This window comes from Methylobacterium sp. UNC378MF (genome assembly GCF_900103195.1).
Taxonomy (GTDB): domain Bacteria; phylum Pseudomonadota; class Alphaproteobacteria; order Rhizobiales; family Beijerinckiaceae; genus Methylobacterium.
Window position 1 is genome coordinate 26,604 of sequence record NZ_FMWU01000007.1, and the last position, 16,389, is coordinate 42,992.

14 protein-coding genes are annotated in these 16,389 nt (G+C 66.9%); 8 read left to right on the top strand and 6 right to left on the bottom strand.

Annotation, left to right across the window (positions count from 1 at the left end):
• Positions 1–164: 164 nt before the first annotated feature.
• Positions 165–887 (top strand): Crp/Fnr family transcriptional regulator, encoded by a 723-nt coding sequence (locus tag BLT59_RS08875; RefSeq protein ID WP_175543975.1) that lies wholly within the window; start codon positions 165–167, stop codon positions 885–887.
• A gap of 979 nt (positions 888–1,866) precedes the next feature.
• Entirely contained in the window at positions 1,867–2,349 is a 483-nt protein-coding gene (locus BLT59_RS08880; RefSeq protein ID WP_139174033.1) for a hypothetical protein, read from the top strand.
• 261 nt (positions 2,350–2,610) lie between these two features.
• Here the strand turns inward: BLT59_RS08880 and BLT59_RS08885 are convergent, their stop codons facing one another.
• Positions 2,611–2,904 (bottom strand): hypothetical protein, encoded by a 294-nt coding sequence (locus tag BLT59_RS08885; RefSeq protein WP_175543976.1) that lies wholly within the window; start codon positions 2,902–2,904, stop codon positions 2,611–2,613.
• A gap of 713 nt (positions 2,905–3,617) precedes the next feature.
• Here BLT59_RS08885 and BLT59_RS08895 point away from each other — a divergent pair.
• Complete coding sequence (locus BLT59_RS08895; RefSeq protein ID WP_091778583.1) at positions 3,618–4,193, top strand: helix-turn-helix transcriptional regulator; 576 nt, start codon at positions 3,618–3,620, stop codon at positions 4,191–4,193.
• Here the strand turns inward: BLT59_RS08895 and BLT59_RS08900 are convergent.
• Complete coding sequence (locus BLT59_RS08900) at positions 4,190–4,546, bottom strand: hypothetical protein (RefSeq protein WP_139174035.1); 357 nt, start codon at positions 4,544–4,546, stop codon at positions 4,190–4,192. The genes BLT59_RS08895 and BLT59_RS08900 overlap by 4 nt on opposite strands.
• A 501-nt stretch (positions 4,547–5,047) precedes the next feature.
• On the opposite strand from BLT59_RS08900, the gene BLT59_RS08905 reads away from it, so the two are divergent.
• Entirely contained in the window at positions 5,048–6,322 is a 1,275-nt protein-coding gene (locus BLT59_RS08905) for a flavin monoamine oxidase family protein (protein ID WP_091778923.1), read from the top strand.
• A gap of 95 nt (positions 6,323–6,417) precedes the next feature.
• Here BLT59_RS08905 and BLT59_RS08910 read toward each other — a convergent pair whose 3' ends face one another.
• Positions 6,418–7,110 carry an ArsR/SmtB family transcription factor gene (locus BLT59_RS08910; RefSeq protein WP_091778586.1) on the bottom strand — a complete coding sequence of 231 codons (693 nt, stop codon included), beginning with the start codon at positions 7,108–7,110 and terminating at the stop codon, positions 6,418–6,420.
• Positions 7,111–7,287: 177 nt separating this feature from the next.
• On the opposite strand from BLT59_RS08910, the gene BLT59_RS08915 reads away from it, so the two are divergent.
• Positions 7,288–8,055, top strand: a complete 768-nt coding sequence (locus BLT59_RS08915; protein ID WP_091778588.1) for an antibiotic biosynthesis monooxygenase family protein — start codon at positions 7,288–7,290, stop codon at positions 8,053–8,055.
• On the opposite strand, the gene BLT59_RS08920 is transcribed toward BLT59_RS08915, so the two are convergent.
• A complete protein-coding gene (locus BLT59_RS08920; RefSeq protein ID WP_091778591.1) occupies positions 8,030–8,968 on the bottom strand; it encodes a DMT family transporter in 939 nt (312 codons plus the stop codon). The two genes, BLT59_RS08915 and BLT59_RS08920, sit on opposite strands and share 26 nt — an antisense overlap.
• A gap of 112 nt (positions 8,969–9,080) precedes the next feature.
• Positions 9,081–10,262 (bottom strand): MFS transporter, encoded by a 1,182-nt coding sequence (locus tag BLT59_RS08925; protein WP_091778925.1) that lies wholly within the window; start codon positions 10,260–10,262, stop codon positions 9,081–9,083.
• A 106-nt stretch (positions 10,263–10,368) separates the two neighbouring features.
• Between BLT59_RS08925 and BLT59_RS08930 the strand changes: the two genes are divergently transcribed.
• Positions 10,369–10,875, top strand: coding sequence for a winged helix-turn-helix transcriptional regulator (locus BLT59_RS08930; protein WP_091778593.1), 507 nt, complete (start codon positions 10,369–10,371; stop codon positions 10,873–10,875).
• A gap of 236 nt (positions 10,876–11,111) precedes the next feature.
• On the opposite strand, the gene BLT59_RS08935 is transcribed toward BLT59_RS08930, so the two are convergent.
• Positions 11,112–11,735, bottom strand: a complete 624-nt coding sequence (locus BLT59_RS08935; RefSeq protein WP_210185969.1) for a TetR/AcrR family transcriptional regulator — start codon at positions 11,733–11,735, stop codon at positions 11,112–11,114.
• 124 nt (positions 11,736–11,859) lie between these two features.
• Here BLT59_RS08935 and BLT59_RS08940 point away from each other — a divergent pair, with 124 nt between their 5' ends.
• Positions 11,860–13,101: an efflux RND transporter periplasmic adaptor subunit gene (locus tag BLT59_RS08940; protein ID WP_091778597.1), complete on the top strand. Its 1,242-nt coding sequence runs from the start codon at positions 11,860–11,862 to the stop codon at positions 13,099–13,101.
• 36 nt (positions 13,102–13,137) lie between these two features.
• The gene (locus BLT59_RS08945; protein ID WP_091778598.1) at positions 13,138–16,329 is read left to right on the top strand and encodes an efflux RND transporter permease subunit; all 3,192 of its coding nucleotides are present in this window, start codon (positions 13,138–13,140) and stop codon (positions 16,327–16,329) included.
• Positions 16,330–16,389: the final 60 nt, after the last annotated feature.

Consider the following 16,389-nt stretch of genomic DNA (forward strand, 5'->3'; position numbering starts at 1 on the left):
TCCGACGTAGCTCGCCAACATATGTGAGGGCCAAATGTACTGACATAGGTTAACATTAACACTGAATGCCACGTAGTCGGCATAGGGAACACCTCGCCTTGCTAGATCGCCTCGTCCGCAAGCTCGCACATGGAGCGGCGCTCAGCGAGAACGATCATGCTTGCTTGAGCCATATCGTCCGCCACGCACGCATCGTTGAACCACAGCAACGGCTCGTAGATGAGGGCGATGCGAATCAGCGCGTTCTCGTCATGCTAGAGGGATGGGCCTACCGCTCGAAGCTGCTGGCCAGTGGCGAACGCCTGATCACTGACCTGATCCTCCCCGGCGACATCAGTCACGTGCTCACGAACCTGCTCGGCTACGCCGACCATTCCGTGACGACCCTGACCAGCGGTATCATGGCAGAGATCCACCCGGCTGAGATCGAGGTGGCGCTAGAATGCTCGCTCGGCCTCAGGCGAGCTCTGCGTTGGAGTTCGCTCCAGACCGACAGCATCTTGCGTCAGGCGCTGATCAACAACGGACGGCGCTTGGCGGCCACGCGCATCGCCCATCTAATCTGCGAAGTACGGGCTAGGTTGCACGCAGTCGAAGTATCAGTCGAGGAGAGCTTTGCGTGGCCTCTGACCCAGGACGAGCTTGGCGACGTGACCGCGATGACGAAGGTTCACGTCAACCGGTCTCTTCGGGTGCTACGGGAGAATGGGCTGATCCTGCTGCAGCAGCGTCGGATGCATGTGCCGGATGCAGGGCGGCTCGCGGCCTTCTGCGATTTCACGCCGGACTACCTTCATCTCGGCTACAACTCCGCCGAGGTGAGACGCTCTGAGATGCGCGCGAGCACCATGGAGATGCAGGCGGCTGTGCGGCAGAGGGTAGACTGAGGTGAAGGTAGCGCACCGGCCGCACCCTGCAGACGCCGGTCCAGTCATCGAGCGGATTTCATTGGCCGCGTCCCCCCCCCAAAGCCGACGTTCCTTGAGGGCGAACGAACGGCCGCGTTGTAGAAGCGCCAATGGCGTCCCGAGCGACCGGCTTGGGTGGATTTCTGCCCGTCCGCAGCTGAGAGATAAAAGTATGGTAGCGGACGTTCGGCCGGGTCACCGGTCGCGCAAGGTAGAGAGCCCGGTTAGGTACGTGTCTCTAACGCGCGATCGTCGGCTCCCGGACGTCGCCAGAATACAGACCACCAGCTCTGCTTGGTCGGAAGCGACGCATCTATAGGGCCGGAAGGCGCTTCGAAGACTGACCGCTTGCGGCTTCGCTCAATAAGCCTGCCGAGGTGTCTCAGTGCGACAAGTCCTTGATCTGCCATCAAGAGGTGACCCTCGCAGGCGCCGGCGTTCCTCATGCACCGAACGATCTCCTCGGAGTGCGTAATGATACTCTGGGCCTCTCTGCAGTAGAGGTCCAACTCGGAAATGTCCGACATTTGCCCCCTCTGTGCTGACTTGATGTCAGTTCATGAAGCGATGATTATCGTCACAGCTGCGGAGGCACATCATCCATTTGGGGCTACCGGAGTAGCCTGCTCCGATGGAATGTGTGGCTGAGGCTCATCCGCAGTTCCAAAATGGCCAGTGCGCCAGCGGGCGGGCGGTTCTGCGAAGGCTATCAACTGCCCGCCTTCGCCGTCCGCGTTCTTCTACGATTTCGCGGAGGGCGCCAATCAGATTCCCGTAACAGATATTGAGTCGACCTCAAAAACATATGATATTTGACGGCTTCATTTTAGGTGTAGAGTAAATTATAGACGCCGCGAAGGGCTGATCATCCCATTACGTGACCGGTTATTATGCAGCAATCTGGACCGATATGCTGCGTTCGTAGTGTCTGTGTTCAATTCAAGCCCGGAGCACGTGCATGCTACAGAGATCTATTCTTCACCGCCACGCGGATGGATCCGTCCACTACACCCACTGTCATGGCGAGTACGACGCGAGTTGCGATGTGCGGGCCCGCATCTCAATCGCGAAGCTTGGACGACGCCCGCACAGGCGGTTGCGTCTGTTCGGACTCTCCCTCAGCATCGCTACCGCGGCGTTCTGGGGCTTGATGCTGCTCTCTCCACCCCTTACCGAAGCCCACAATACGCCGGTGCGCCTCGCGCCGTGTCTGACGGCGGCGGGCGAGGTCAGCCCCTGGTTCGAGCGTGAGATTCAGCGCCGAGCCAGACTCAGCAATGCGGCGTTTGAGCGGGGTGGCTTCAAGATGTTGATGCTCGACTATCAGTCCGCCCAGGGGCAGTGCGCCGCCGGCCGAGTTGAGTCCGCCGTGCAGACTTACCAACATTTGGCGGAACGGCTGGTCGCCTTGTACGAGCGGATCGAGCCAGACGAGCGTTGAGACGTTCGTATAGGGTCGAGGAACTGCTCGCCCTGATCTTCGAGCGGCTTGCTGGCGGCCAAGGCTCGTTCCGCCCTCCGCATCCACGCGCCGAGATGTGGCACAACGTTACGTGCGATCCGGTGCGGCCGTCGTCCGCCCTCGGCTCAGAACCATACCGTCGAATAGGTCTTTGGGGCTCGAAATGGGCGGCCTAAAAGGCCGCCAGATGAGATTTGGAGGCCTAAGTCTCGGCCTTGCCGGGCTCCGGGGGACACTCACTCAATTGCCGCCACCTTGCTGTATCGATGGGCCTCCTGGCCGCGCTTCCGCCTCAGCTCGGATGGCCACAGGCTTCGATGCAAGGTCGGCAAACAACATCATCTCGTCAAACGGCAGCTCATGATCGGGTGCGATGTTCAGCGACACGACAAACGAGAGGGCGGTCGCAACGACAGCCGCAGCGGCAACGAGTAAGTATGTCACAGCCGTGGCGTGAGCTCGGGCGGCATGTATGGCGGCGCAGCCCGCCGCGAAGGCGCAGACCTGCACGGCCGGCGCAGATATGCTGATCATCGACTTGTCCTACACGAAAGCGTCGCGGCCGGCAGGTGCGGAAAGGCCGAAGGCGGCGCTGCCGCAAACTGCGTCTTGCAAGAGGAGCACAGTGCGCGGTCAGTCGTCGCTCAGGGCGGGCGCCACGTCGCGGCTGGGCTCATCGGTCGGGCAGCCGAGCTCGTAGCGCTCGTAATCCGAATTGGCGTCCGCGCAAGCGGCTACGTTAGCCCCGACGAGGCCCGGCGCTCCGGCGTCTCTGGTGACCTCCGAAGCCTTTACTGGATCGCCGACAGCAATCTGCGAAAGCGCCGCCACGACAAGTAGCGCGCACACGGCCATAGGGGGGGTCAAGCGGTACAAGTCTGTGATCTCCGAATGGATCTACGGGTCGGACGACCGGGGCACTATATGAGATCGCCGCTAGCAGGATCCCTTAAATGAGGGATGTGCAGCTATTCACTAAACTCAATAGTCGGAAGTTGAGCGTCGTGTTGCATATCTGTTGCATCTGCAGATTTGCGGCAGATAGAATGTAGAAACATAGACATTCCGGCATAGGAAAGCACCTAAGGTATGTATCACCATCGGGACGCAACGAGACCTTGTCGTCCCAATAATAAATTCTATTTCATCGTATCGAAAGGGTATGGCGGGGCAAATTCGCGCCTTATAATCAGTCTACAGTTTCCCGATGGGGTCGGCTGAGAGAGGTAACGGGAGGACCATCAAACATGCTGGTGGGCATGCCATTGCTGCGCGTATTCGACCGCATGGGATGCGGGGGCATCATCCTGGCCACCACCGGCCAAATCCTGGCGACAAACATCAGCGCTCGGCTCACCCTGAAGCAGATGTTCAATCTTGACGACGCCGCCGTCGCTGCCCTGAACGGCTCGGGGCGTGAGACTATCAAACAGCTGCTCAGCCGAGGTCGATCTCGGATCAACCTCGATAATGAAGATTGGATTCTGATCGAGCGCAGCTGTCGGCGGCCGCTGATCATGACCTGCGTACCGGTACCCGTGCTCAGCGACGACGGTCCGCACTCGGTTTTGCTGCTGATCGATCTCGATGCGACACCGCTGCCCAACACGGCCTGCCTGGAGCAGATATTCGGCCTCACGCGCGCCGAGGCGCGGCTTACGCTGTTCCTGGTCGGCGGCAAGACGCTGGCGGAGATAGCGGAGATGCTCAACCTCAGCGTCGCGACGGTGCGGACGCAGCTCAAATACGTGTTTGACAAGACGCACACCCATCGCCAAGCCGAGTTAGTGGTGCTCGTCTTGCGCCTGGCGTCGCTGCCCTAGATTCTGGCCGGTGGACCCTCCGTGTTCAGCGCCTCGGCACTCAAGGCAGAGGCCGCCGCGGCGAAGCATTCCCGCACCCAATCGGCTGCAGACGAGAGCGTATCGAACACGATGGCCTCGTGATCGCACGGTCCGAAGCCGGCCTGCAGAAACCAGCCCCCCTCGGCCGGAAGAAGGACTGCAGCCAGGCACTGATCGGCGAAGACGAGGTGCGCGTCCTCAGAAGCCCGTCGCGTCGCGGCGCAGACCCCCGTGAAGCTCACATAGACCGAGCTTTGAAAATTCAAGCGGATCTCCCGATCACTGAGTGAGCGTGGCACCGCAACGCAGCCGAGATCGACACTTTCTGCCATCAAAGCGGTATGGTTGTCATCCCCCTTTTGAGGGCAGATTCGTTTCTGGAATGGTGAGAACCTATTCTTGTATTTTAAGTTCAACTTTCGAATGTTTCAGCGGCAGCTCATTTTTACGCTGCCCGTCACAGTCAGGCTCCCACCCCGGGTTGAGTTTGCCAAGAGCCTGACGAACGGCCGCTTTGGAGTAGCGCCAACGGCGGCGTGGGCGGCTGTGTTGGGTCGGTAGGAGGCAGTCCGCTTTTCCGGCCCGCTTTCTCCGAAGCGGTCATTCCGCTTCCGGCCAACTTCCGTCAGGCCGGCCTGCCATCGCGCGCAGAACCGGACGTTCGGTTTCGCGCCCATCTCGGCCATTCAGCCAACTCCGGTGCCTTCTCCGAAGCGGACACTCCAGCAGCTCAGCCGACAAAGTCCAAGTAGCGCTGAGCCACCTCGAACGATGCCGCTCCCCGCGAGCCTCGGTGCTTGTGGCACCCAATGGTCGGCCTCACGTACAGCCTCATGGCAAGCGAGTTTGACATCATCATCGTAGGCGGCGGCGCAGCTGGCATTGGCGCGGCACGGCAGCTTGCGGCGGACGGGAAGGCGGTGCTGCTGCTTGAAGCGTCGTCGCGCCTCGGAGGCCGCGCGTACACGCAAGACCTCGGAGGCCATCCGCTCGACCTCGGCTGCGAGTGGCTTCACTCGGGCGACCGCAACGCGTGGGTCGGCATCGCCGAGGCATCGGGCTTCCCGGTCGACCGCAGCGATCCGCCGTGGACGAAGGCGCATCCCTCCATCGCCCGGGACGAAGACGCCGAGGAGGCGGCCCGGAAGGCGTTCGGCGATTGGGAAGAGCGCCTCGCCCAGGTCGCGCAAGGCAGCGACCGCGCAAGCGACGCCCTTGAGGCGGGTGTCAAATGGAACGCCTACGTGCGGGCTATCGCCGGCTTCATGAGCGGCATGGCACCCGAGCAGATCTCCGCCACCGACTACCTCGCCTACGACGATGCCTCGACCGGCAAGAACTGGAACCTGCCGCTCGGCTACGGCACGCTGGTCGCCGCCAGCCTGCCGTCCTCAACTGCGCTGCGGCTGGCCACGCCGGCCGAGCGGATCGAACTGACGGCGGAAGGCGTCGCCGTGACCACCCGTGTCGGCACCGTCCGCGCCGGAGCCGCCATCCTCACCGTCTCCACCGCGGTCCTGGCTGGCGACGCGATCCGCCTGCCCGCCGGGGTCGACCCCTGGCGCGAGGCGGCCGCCGCGCTGCCGCTCGGACGCAACGAGAAGATCTTCCTGGAGATCGCGCGCGACGCCGCGTTCGCGCCGGACAGCCACGCCTACGGCGACCTGCGCGACCCGCGGGCCGCCGCCTATTCCATCCGACCCAACGGCTGGCCGGTGATCGAGGCGTTCCTCGGCGGCGAGGGCGCCCGCATCCTGGAGGAGGACGGCCCGGCCGCCGGTTTCGCCCACGTCGCGGCCGAGTTGGTCGCCCTGTTCGGCAGCGACGTGGCGTCGGCCATCCGGCCGCTGGCGGCGACGTCGTGGAGCCGCATGGCGTCCATCGGCGGCGCCTATAGCTGCGCCCTGCCGGGCCGGGCCGATGCGCGGGCGCGGCTGGCCCGGCCCTTCGAGGATCGGCTCTTCTTCGCGGGCGAGGCGACGCACCCCTTCGACTTCATGACCGCCCACGGGGCCCACGACAGCGGGCTGAGGGCCGCCGACGAGGCCCTGGCCGCGCTTCGGGACAGGCACCGCCTCGGAAGACGAGACCCGCTCGCCGCCGCGTGAGTGCGAGCGGCCTGGTAGCGGCCTGGGCCGCAGAGCACAGAGCCGTGGTCGACGATCTCGACGCCGGCGTCACCCCATCCCCCTTCGCCGTGCCCTCAAACGTGGAGCCCGAAGGTATCCGCGAACCCGCGCCGGCCGGTTTGGGTCAAGGTGACGACCCGCCCGTCCCTGGCCCGATCAATCCAGCCTAGTTCCTCGCAGCGGCGGCAAAGCAGCGCCCCGAGGCGACCGGCGAGGTGTGGTCGCCTCTCGCTCCAGTCCAGACACGGGCGGCAGAATAGGCGCTTGGTCCGGCCGACGGGCTCGACCGACACCCCGAACCGCGCGAGCCACGCGTGACCAGCCTCGGTCGCCTCGCCCGCCTCTTCGCCCAAGACGATCAGGCCGCGCGAGACGAGCGCATCGGCGATGGCGACCCCGAGACGTCCGGCAAGGTGGTCGTAGCAGGTTCGGGCCGCCCGCAGCTCCGGACTGACCCGCGGTGTCGCGCGTGGCTTGGCCGCCCCCGGTCCCGCGGCCGCCACCACCAAGATGGTCTCCAGCATCCGGGCGACCTCGGGCGAGGCGAGCCGGAAGTATCGGTGGCGGCCTTGCACGGCGACGCCCAGCAGGCGCCCCTCGACCAGCTTCCCGAGGTGGCCGCTCGCGGTCTGCGCCGTGACGCCCGCCGTGTAGGCGAGTTCCGTGGCCGTCAGGGCCCGGCCATCGAGCAGGGCCGTGAGGATGTTGGCCCGTGCGGGATCCCCGATCAGGGCGGCGGTGCCGGAGAGGCTGGCGGCGTTCGTCATCGCACGACCATAGGCCCCCGACGTTCGCCGATCACGACGGAACGCTACGGTCGCGACCGAAGCGTTCGCCGCTGACATCATGAGCTTCCCGCCACACACTCCTCGTCAATGCAGCGTCGGCCGGCTACCTGGCCGGGATCAACTCGGCCTCACCAGGCCTGCAAAGACGGAGGAGTCATGTTCTCGGTCATCTTCGAGGTCCATCCCGGCGAGGGCCGGAAGGACGCGTACCTTGAGCACGGCAAGGTGCTGAAGCCCGAGTTGGAGAACATCGACGGCTTCATCGACAACGAGCGCTTCACGAGCCGGACCCGACCGGGTTGGGTGCTGTCGCACTCGACCTGGCGGGACGAGAAGTCGGTGATCCGCTGGCGGACGCATGCGGGCCACCATCTCGTCCAGGAGGAGGGCCGGTTCGAGGTGTTCTCCGATTACCACCTTCGGATCGGTGAGGTGACGGCGGACAGCCACCCGCCCCAGGGCCATGCGGTGCGCGAGCAGCGGCTCGACGCGACCGAGGTCGGCGACGCCAAGGTGTGCCAGTTGTGCGAGACGGTGCCTCGCGCCGGCCAAGCCCTGCCGGACGACCTGACGGGCGCGCTCGGGCTCGCGCTCACGGCCGGCGGCCTCGTGGCATCGGATGTGTTCGACTCGATCTACAATCCGGACAAGACCATGCTTCTGTTGTCGTGGGTCGATGCCGACGCGGCCTCGGCGTTCAGGCCTGTCGCGCCAGACCAGGCCGAACGCATGCGCATCCGGACCGTGCGGGTGATCCGCGACTACGGCATGTTCGACCGCCGCGAGCCCGCAGTTCTACCCGCCGGTCGACCGACGGGAGTAGCGGTGAGCCCGACGCTCCGTCCGCTCCGCCACGGTCGTCGCCGGCCGACGCGGCATGGCTGCGCCGGCATCGGCGTTACGCGGACCGTTTGCGCCCGGTGACGCCCATGGCGATGCCGGCGAGGATGATGAAGGCGGACAGGATGAGCATCGGGTCGAATCCCTCGCCGAGGACGGCGGCGGAGAGCCCGATGCCAAGCACCGGCGTCGCCAGGACCCCCAAAGCGGCCGTGGTGGCGGGAACCCGCCGGTTCACCACAGTCATCGCCCAGAAGCCAAGGGCGGTGCCGATCACGCCGTTGTAGGCGAGCGCCAGCAAGGCGGCCGTGCTCGTCCGGCCAGGATCAGGCGGCGGCCCCTCGACCAGAACCGCGAGGCTGGCAAGCACCATCGTGGCCAGCAGGCACTGCCAGGGCATGAGCTGCAGCGGCGTCGCCACCCATCGATGGGCGCGGGTGTAGACGATGCTCACCGACCAGCAGAGGGCCGCCGCGAGCAACAGAACCTGGCCTAGGAGGGCCTGCCGGTTCCCCCAGTCCAGGCTCGCCGGCCCGAAGAGCAGCAGCAGGCCGACGAGGCCGACGACGATGCCGGCCGATTGCCGGGCGGAGATGCGCTCGCCGATGAAAACGAAGGCGGCGGGCGCCACCCAGAGGGGCGTGGTGTAGCCGAGCACGATGGCGCGGCCGGCCGGTACCAGCGCCAACCCCATCGTCATGAGGGCCGCGAAGGCGGTCATGTGGAACAGCGAGATGGCGAGCAGGACCGGCAGGTCGGCGCGCGGGGGGCGCCGAAGCTGCCCGGTAGCCAGCAAGGGTGGGAACAGCACGACGGCGGCGAGAGCGGTGCGGATGGCGACCGCCCAGAGCGGCCTGACTTCCTGCACGGCCACCTTCATGACGACCCAGTTCAGGCTCCAGGCCGTCACCACGAACCCGAACAGCGCCAGGGTCGACAGGGGCGAGGCGGCGGCTGGTGCCTCGCCAGGGGCGATGGCTTGCGAGGTGGTTGTCACGACGGCCCCTCAGGGAATGGCTCGGTCTGCGGGGCTCGATCCCCATGCACGGGAATGGTCCCTATAGCGGAGCCATTCCCAGACTTCGGGCCGAGACCCGATGCGCCTCGGTTCAGGCGGAAGCCAGCGCCGCGCTGTGGGCGCTGCGGTTGGCCGCGTTGATCCTGAGGGTCGCGAGCTCCGCCAGGACGAGGGCGGCGACCACGATGCCGGCACCGACGTAGCCGAGGTCGTGCGCGCCCACCGTCGGGATGGCCAGCGCGCCGATGACGCCGGCCGCCGTGACCCCGAGGTACGTGCCCGAGGTGTTCAGGCCGAGCACCACCGGGGCGGACTGCGGCGCGACGACGACGAGGCGGTGCTGCTGTGGGGCGAGCAAGCCCCAGGCGACCGCGCCCCAGACCGCGACGGCGATGACCGTCGTCCAGAGGTGGGCGCCGGCGGTGGGCAGCCACGCCATGTCCGCGATGAGAATTACCAGCCCTGCCAGGATCACCCGGCGGTTGCCGATGACGTCGGACAGGCGCCCGGTCACGAGGTTGGCGACCATCCCGCTCGCCCCCCAGAGCACGAGCAGCGCGCTGATCAGGAGCGTGTCGTGGCCGAGCGCGCGGTCGAGGACGACGGTGAAGTACGTGTAGCTGATGAAGTGGCCGGTCTGGTAGACGAGGGTCGTCAGCAGGGTCAGCGCCACGCGTGGGTCGGCGACGGGCGCCAGGCGCTTCGCCAGGCCGATGGCCGGGGGCAGCGGAAGCTCCGCGAGCAGCGCCCAGACGCCCAGCCCCGAGACGGCGGCGAGGGCGGACACGAACACCATCGTCCAGCGCCAGTCGCCGAGACCGCCGATCAGCGCGCCGGCCGGCGTGCCGAGCGCGGTCGAGGTCGTCAGGCCGGTGATCACCACCGCGAGCGCGAAGCCGCGCTTCTCGGGCGGCACCATGCTCGCGGCGGCGCCGGTGGCGGTCGGAGCGAACATCGCCGCGCCGATGCCCGCCAGCACCCGCGTGGCGAGGGCGAAGCCGAAGGTCGGGGCCAGCGCGGTGGCGAGGTTGGCGACCACGAAGGTCGCGAGGCTCGCCAGCAGCAGGGTCTTGCGGGGCACGTTCGCGGCGACGGCCGCCACGGTGGGCGCCATCAGCGCGTAGGTGATGGCGTAGACGGTCGTGACCTGGCCGGCCGCGCCGATGGAGACGTCGAAGCCCCTGGCTATCTCGGGGAGCACCGCCGCCATCACGAAGCTGTCGGTCCCGAGGGCGAACATGCCCAGGGCGAGTACGAGCAAACGCCTATCCATGGAGGCCTCCTCCGTCACTGCGCCTTGACCCTCGGCCATCGCAGTTGCATCATGAAACTATCAACGTCAGTTTTATGATGCAACTGTTTTCTCGCGGAAGGGTCCCATGCAGCGGAAGAGCTTCTCCGGCATGAACTGCTCCATCGCCCGTGCGCTCGACGAGGTCGGCGAGTGGTGGTCGCTGCTCATCGTACGGGAGTGCACCCAGGGCGCGCGCCGGTTCGACGAGTTCCAGCGCGGGCTCGGCATCGCCCGCAACATCCTCACCGCCCGCCTCCAGCGCCTGACCGAACTCGGGATCATCGAGCGGTTTGAGCTTGAGGAGCGCGCCAACACGGAGGGCTACCGGCTCACCCCGAAGGGCGAGGACCTCTACCCGGTCGTCGTCGCGCTGATGCAGTGGGGCGACCGCTGGCTGGCCGACGACTGCAAGCCCCGGACGGCTCTCGTCGAGGACGCCACCGGCGAGCCGGTCGAGCCCATCGCCGTGCGCACCAAGAACGGGCGCCCGCTCTCGTTCCGGGACGTCCGCTTCGTGCCCGGACCGGGAGCGACGGCCACGACGCACGCGGTGATCGAGGACAGGAACCGCAAGGTCCTCGGCCGCGCCTGACCGAGACCGGGACGGCCTCCGGCGAGGCGCAACCCCGGCTACCGGCGCCTACGGGACATCCCCGGCCCCGCGGTGCCTTCCGGCCGTTTGGCAGGAATTGACGCTCCGTTGACCTTTGTGCCGAGGCGCAAAGAAGGGACAAACTCCCGGGGGTCGCCGCAAGGCCGACGCTCGCAGGGAGTCCCGGGTCGGGCGGGGCGGCCGCCACCTGGGCATGGCGACCGCACCGGACGCGGTCACGCGTCCATCCGCCCCGGCATCCCAGCGAGGCCGGCCTTCGCGATCCTCACGAGCTTCTCGCAAGAGGCGCCGTCGCGGGCCTGGACCGCGAGGCCGCGCAGCAGCGTGTGGAGGAAGGCCGCGTGAGCGTCCACGTCGATGTCGCCCGGCACGTCGCCGTCCGAGATCCCCTTGCGAAGGCGCTCGGCGAAGTACGTTTCCGTCCCGGCACGGATGTCCACCATCATCTCGCGCAGCGGCGCGAGGCTCGCGGCCTGGTGCGTGCCGGACAGCGAGACCATGCAGCCGCGCGGCGTACCCGGCTTCGTGAAGTGGGTCGCCGCCGCCTCGAACAGGTTCGAGAAGGCCGCGCGCGCGGTCACGCCCTCCTCGAACAGGCTTCCGAGGATCCACTCGCGGGCGCCCTCGACGAAGCACTCGGTCGCCTCCCGGTAGAGCTGCTCCTTGCTGCCGAACGCGTTGTAGAAGCTGGACGGGCTGATGCTCATCTTGCCGATGAGGTCGTCGAAGGTCGTGCCTTCGTAACCGTTCTCCCAGAACAGCGTCATCGCGTCCCGCAGGGCCGCCTGCCGGTCGAGCTTGGGGGGTCGACCGCGACCCCTTTTTTGCGGCTCGGACATTTTTCTAAGCCTTCGCTCCAAAAATGTGTTGACGGGGCCGTCCGCCTCGCCATATGCAGATTATAGGAGCAAACGCTCCACAAATAAAGGCCCCTCGGGGCCGGAGCGCGAAGGAACCTCGGTCATGATCGACGTCGCCCCCAAATCCCTGACGGACTTCGAGGCCCTCCCGCGGGACGGCGCGCCGCGGCGCTCCTCCAAGGCGCGGTTCGTCGCCCTGCCGCTGGTCGCGGCGCTGCTCGGCGGAGCGGGCTGGTACGGCTACGGCCACTACGAGGCTTCGCACGCCGCTGCCCCGGCGGCGACGCCGTTGCCGACGGTGACGGTGGCTGTCCCCGCCGAACGCGACGTTGACGTGCGGCTCACTGGACTGGGCCAGTTCTCGGCCATCAATCGCGTCGAGCTGCGCGCCCAGGTGGGCGGCTCGCTGACCGAGATCCACTTCAAGGACGGCGACATCGTCAGGAAGGGCGACCTGCTCTTCGTGATCGACCCGCGCCCCTACGAGATCAAGCTGGCGGAGGCGCAGGCGCAGCTTGAGACCGCGAAGGCCCGGCTCGGCCTCGCCGACAGCCAGCTCGCCCGCTCCCAGTCCCTGGCCCGCAGCCAGTACGCCACGCAGGAGACCCTGGACCAGCGCGTGAACGAGCAGTCCGCCGCTCGGGCCGCCGTCGATACCAGCGAGGCCCGCGTCCGCGACGCCAAGCTCGACCTCGAATACACCCGGGTCACCGCGCCCTTCAGCGGCCGCATGAGCGCCCGGCAGGTCTCGCTCGGAGGCCTGATCGCCGGCAGCCGCGCCGGCGCGAGCGCCACGACGCTGCTGGCCACCATCGTATCCCTCGACCCGATCTATCTCGACTTCGACATGAGCGAGGGCGACTGGCTGAAGTTCCAGCGCAGCCGCGACCAGAAGCAGCCGCTCTCGAAGACCGTCACGGCGGCGCTCGGCGACGAGGCGGGCTTCGACCGGACCGGCAAGCTCGACTTCGTCGACAACGTCCTGAACCGCTCCAGCGGCACCATCCACGCCCGCGCCACCTACGCCAACCCGGACCTGTTCCTGTCTCCCGGCCAGTTCGCCCGCGTTCGCGTCGCACTCTCGAAGCCCGCGCCTGCGCTGCTCGTTCCCGACGCCGCCGTGCTGCCCGACCAGTCGGACTTCGTCGTGATGACCGTCGGCGCCGACGATGTCGTGACCCCGAAGAAGGTGGAGGTCGGCGACCTGCGCGACGGCCTGCGCGTGATCCGCTCGGGGCTGGCGCCCACCGACCGGGTCATCGTCGACGGCATCGCGCTGGCGCGCCCCGGGACGAAGGTCTCGGCGAAGCAGGCCACCGTCGCCGTCGCTTCCGCTCAGAACTGACGGCGCTTTCACGCACAGCAACGGCAGGGGGCCGTCATGAGACTCGCGCACTTCTTCATCGACCACCCCCGGTTCGCGGTGGTGCTCAACATCTTCATCGTGGTGTTCGGCCTGGCGACGATGGTCTCGCTTCCCATCGCCCAGTACCCGAGCATCGTCCCGCCCACGATCCAGATCAGCGCGAGTTATCCAGGCGCCTCGGGCGAGACCATCGCCAGGACCGTCGCGACGCCCATCGAGCAATCGGTCAACGGCGTCGAGGGCATGGACTACATCACCAGTCAGTCGACCGGGAACGGCGCGCTCACGGTCACGGTGATCTTCAAGATCGGCACCAACGTGAACACCGCGCTGTTGCTGACCCGCAACCGCGTCCAGGACATCCTCAGCCGGCTGCCCCAGGAGGTCCAGCTCCAGGGCGTGCAGGTCAAGAAGACCATCCAGGCCCTGCTGCTCGGCGTCCACGTCTATTCCCCGGACGGATCCCGTTCGCCCGAGTACATCTCGAATTACATGCTGCGCATCCGGGACGAGATCGCGCGCATCCCGGGCGTCGCCGATTTCCAGATCTACGGCGAGCGCCAATACTCGATGCGCGTCTGGATCGACCCGGACAAGGCCGCCGCCTACGACATCACCGCCAACGAGATCCTGGCCGCCATCCGGGCCCAGAACGCACAGGTCTCGGCGGGCGTGCTCAACAAGCCGCCGCAGTCGAGCCCGGCGGCCTACCAGATCAACGTCGAGACGCTCGGCCGGCTGACCACGCCGGAGGAGTTCGAGAACATCATCGTCAAGTCGGACAACCAGGGCCGCGTCACCCGCATCCGCGACATCGGCCGCGCCGAGGTCGGCTCGGCCGACTACAGCTCGAAGGCCTACGCCGACCGGTACGCCTCCGCCCCGTGGTTCGTCATCGCCACGCCCGACGCCAACGTTTACCAGTTGCACCACGCGATCTGGGACAAGATGGCGGAGCTTAAGAAGAAGTTCCCGCCGGGCATCGACTACATCAAGATCTACGACCCGACGAACTTCGTCGACCAGTCCATCGAAGGCGTCATCCATACCATCTTCGAGGCGGTGCTCCTCGTCGTGGCCGTGGTCTTCATCTTCCTCCAGAGCTGGCGCGCGACCATCATCCCGGTCATCGCCATCCCGATCTCGCTGATCGGCACCTTCACGCTGCTGTCCCTGTTCGGCGCCTCGATCAACAACCTGTCGATGTTCGGCCTCGTGCTGGCGGTCGGCATCGTGGTCGACGACGCCATCGTGGTGGTCGAGAACGTCGAGCGGAACATGGCGGCCGGCCTGTCGCCGCGGGAAGCCGCCCACAAGACGATGACCGAGGTCTCGACGGCGCTCATCGCCATCGCGCTGACGCTCTGCGCCGTGTTCGTCCCGACGGCGTTCATCTCCGGCATCTCGGGGCTGTTCTTCAAGCAGTTCGCCATCACCATCGCCGCCTCGACGGTGATCTCCTGCTTCGTCTCCCTGACGCTCAGCCCGGCGCTGTGCGCCGTGCTCCTCAAGCCCCATGACAACCATGCGCAGAAGGGGTTTTTCGGCCGCATCCTGGCGGCCCTGTTCGGGCGCTTCAACCACGGCTTCGAGTGGCTGTCGTCGAGCTACGGACGGTTCACCGGGCGCCTCATCCGGGCGGCCGCCGTGGTCGCGGTCGTCTACGTCGCCCTGATCGGCCTGACGGGCTTCCAGATGTCGCGGATGCCCTCCGGCTTCATCCCCGACCAGGACATCGGATACCAGGCGGTCGTCGCCTTCCTGCCGCCGGGCTCCAGCCTGGAACGCACCGACGCGGTCGTCCGGCAGATCAACGACATCATCCTCGACACGCCCGAGGTGAAGGGCATCACCCATACCTCGCCGGTCACAGGATTCGACGTGACCACCTCGACCGTCGCGCCGAACGTCGGCACGGTCTTCTACGGCCTGCCCTCGCTCTACGACGAGCACGTGCCCGGCATCAACGCGGCGTCCATGCTGCCGAAGATCCGCGCCCGCCTCGCCGGCATCCAGGGCGCCTACATCGTCGTGGTCAATCCGCCGCCGGTTCAGGGCCTGGGCGCCGCCGGCGGGTTCAAGCTGATGGTGCAGGACCGCGGCGACCACGGGCCCCAGGCCCTGGCGAAGGCGACCAACGACCTCGTCGCGGCCGCCAACAAGTCCGGGAAGTTCGGGGGCGTGTTCACGCTGTTCAACGCCGGCGCCCCGTCGATCTACGCCGACATCGACCGCCTGAAGGCAGAGAAGGTCGGCCTGACGCCCGCCGACGTGTTCTCGACGCTGCAGCTCTACATCGGCTCGCAGTACGTCAACGACTTCAACTTCATCGGGCGGACCTACCCGGTCTTCGTCCAGGCCGACGAGCAGTTCCGGCGCACCGCCGAGGACATCGCACGGCTCAAGGCCCGCAACGCCAGCGGCGAGATGGTGCCGGTCGGCTCGGTCGCGACCTTCAAGACCCAGACCGCCCCTTACCGCGTGCCGCGCTACAACCTCTACCCGGCCGCCGAGATCATGGGCGCGGCCGGGCCCGGGGTGTCGTCGGGCACGGCCATCGCGACGATGTCCGAGTTCGCGAGGCAGGTGCTGCCGGCCGGCTTCGACTTCGAGTGGACCGACCTCGCCCACCAGGAGGAGCAGCAGGGGACGCCGACGGTCGCCATCTTCGCCGCGGCTGGCCTGTTCGTCTTCCTCGTGCTCGCCGCCCAGTACGAGAGCTGGATGGTCCCGCTGGCCATCGTGCTGATCCTGCCGATGTGCCTGCTGGCCTCGGCAACGGGTCTCGACCTCCGGGGCATGCCCATCGACATCCTCGCGCAGATCGGGTTCGTGGTCCTCGTCGGCCTCGCCGCCAAGAACGCGATCCTCATCGTCGAGTTCGCCCGGCAGGCCGAGGAGCACGGCGAGACGGCCAAGGAAGCGGCCATCGAGGCGGCGCGGGTGCGCCTGCGTCCGATCCTGATGACCTCGTTCGCCTTCATCCTCGGCGTCGTACCGCTGGCCATCGCCACCGGCGCGGGCTCGGAGATGCGGCAATCGCTCGGGACCGCGGTGCTCACGGGCATGCTGGGCGTGACCCTCTTCGGCCTGCTCTTCACGCCGACCTTCTACGTGATCGTGCGCGGTCTGGGCGCAAAGAGCCGGGTGGCGGGCCCTCAGGGAGCGAACGCCCAAGCCGCCCACCGAGAGGCCCACTCCGCCTGACCCTCTCCACTGGTCGGGCCATACCGCCCGTCCTTCGTCCCCCCAGAAAACCAGGAGTTC

Coding starts and splice junctions, on each gene's coding strand:
- BLT59_RS08930 (WP_091778593.1), top strand. CDS start 10,369: ATGCAGCGGAAGAGCTTCTCCGGCATGAACTGCTCCATCGCCCGTGCG.
- BLT59_RS08900 (WP_139174035.1), bottom strand. CDS start 4,546: ATGGCAGAAAGTGTCGATCTCGGCTGCGTTGCGGTGCCACGCTCACTC.
- BLT59_RS08895 (WP_091778583.1), top strand. CDS start 3,618: ATGCTGGTGGGCATGCCATTGCTGCGCGTATTCGACCGCATGGGATGC.
- BLT59_RS08885 (WP_175543976.1), bottom strand. CDS start 2,904: ATGATCAGCATATCTGCGCCGGCCGTGCAGGTCTGCGCCTTCGCGGCG.
- BLT59_RS08905 (WP_091778923.1), top strand. CDS start 5,048: ATGGCAAGCGAGTTTGACATCATCATCGTAGGCGGCGGCGCAGCTGGC.
- BLT59_RS08880 (WP_139174033.1), top strand. CDS start 1,867: ATGCTACAGAGATCTATTCTTCACCGCCACGCGGATGGATCCGTCCAC.
- BLT59_RS08915 (WP_091778588.1), top strand. CDS start 7,288: ATGTTCTCGGTCATCTTCGAGGTCCATCCCGGCGAGGGCCGGAAGGAC.
- BLT59_RS08910 (WP_091778586.1), bottom strand. CDS start 7,110: ATGACGAACGCCGCCAGCCTCTCCGGCACCGCCGCCCTGATCGGGGAT.
- BLT59_RS08925 (WP_091778925.1), bottom strand. CDS start 10,262: ATGGATAGGCGTTTGCTCGTACTCGCCCTGGGCATGTTCGCCCTCGGG.
- BLT59_RS08940 (WP_091778597.1), top strand. CDS start 11,860: ATGATCGACGTCGCCCCCAAATCCCTGACGGACTTCGAGGCCCTCCCG.
- BLT59_RS08945 (WP_091778598.1), top strand. CDS start 13,138: ATGAGACTCGCGCACTTCTTCATCGACCACCCCCGGTTCGCGGTGGTG.
- BLT59_RS08935 (WP_210185969.1), bottom strand. CDS start 11,735: ATGTCCGAGCCGCAAAAAAGGGGTCGCGGTCGACCCCCCAAGCTCGAC.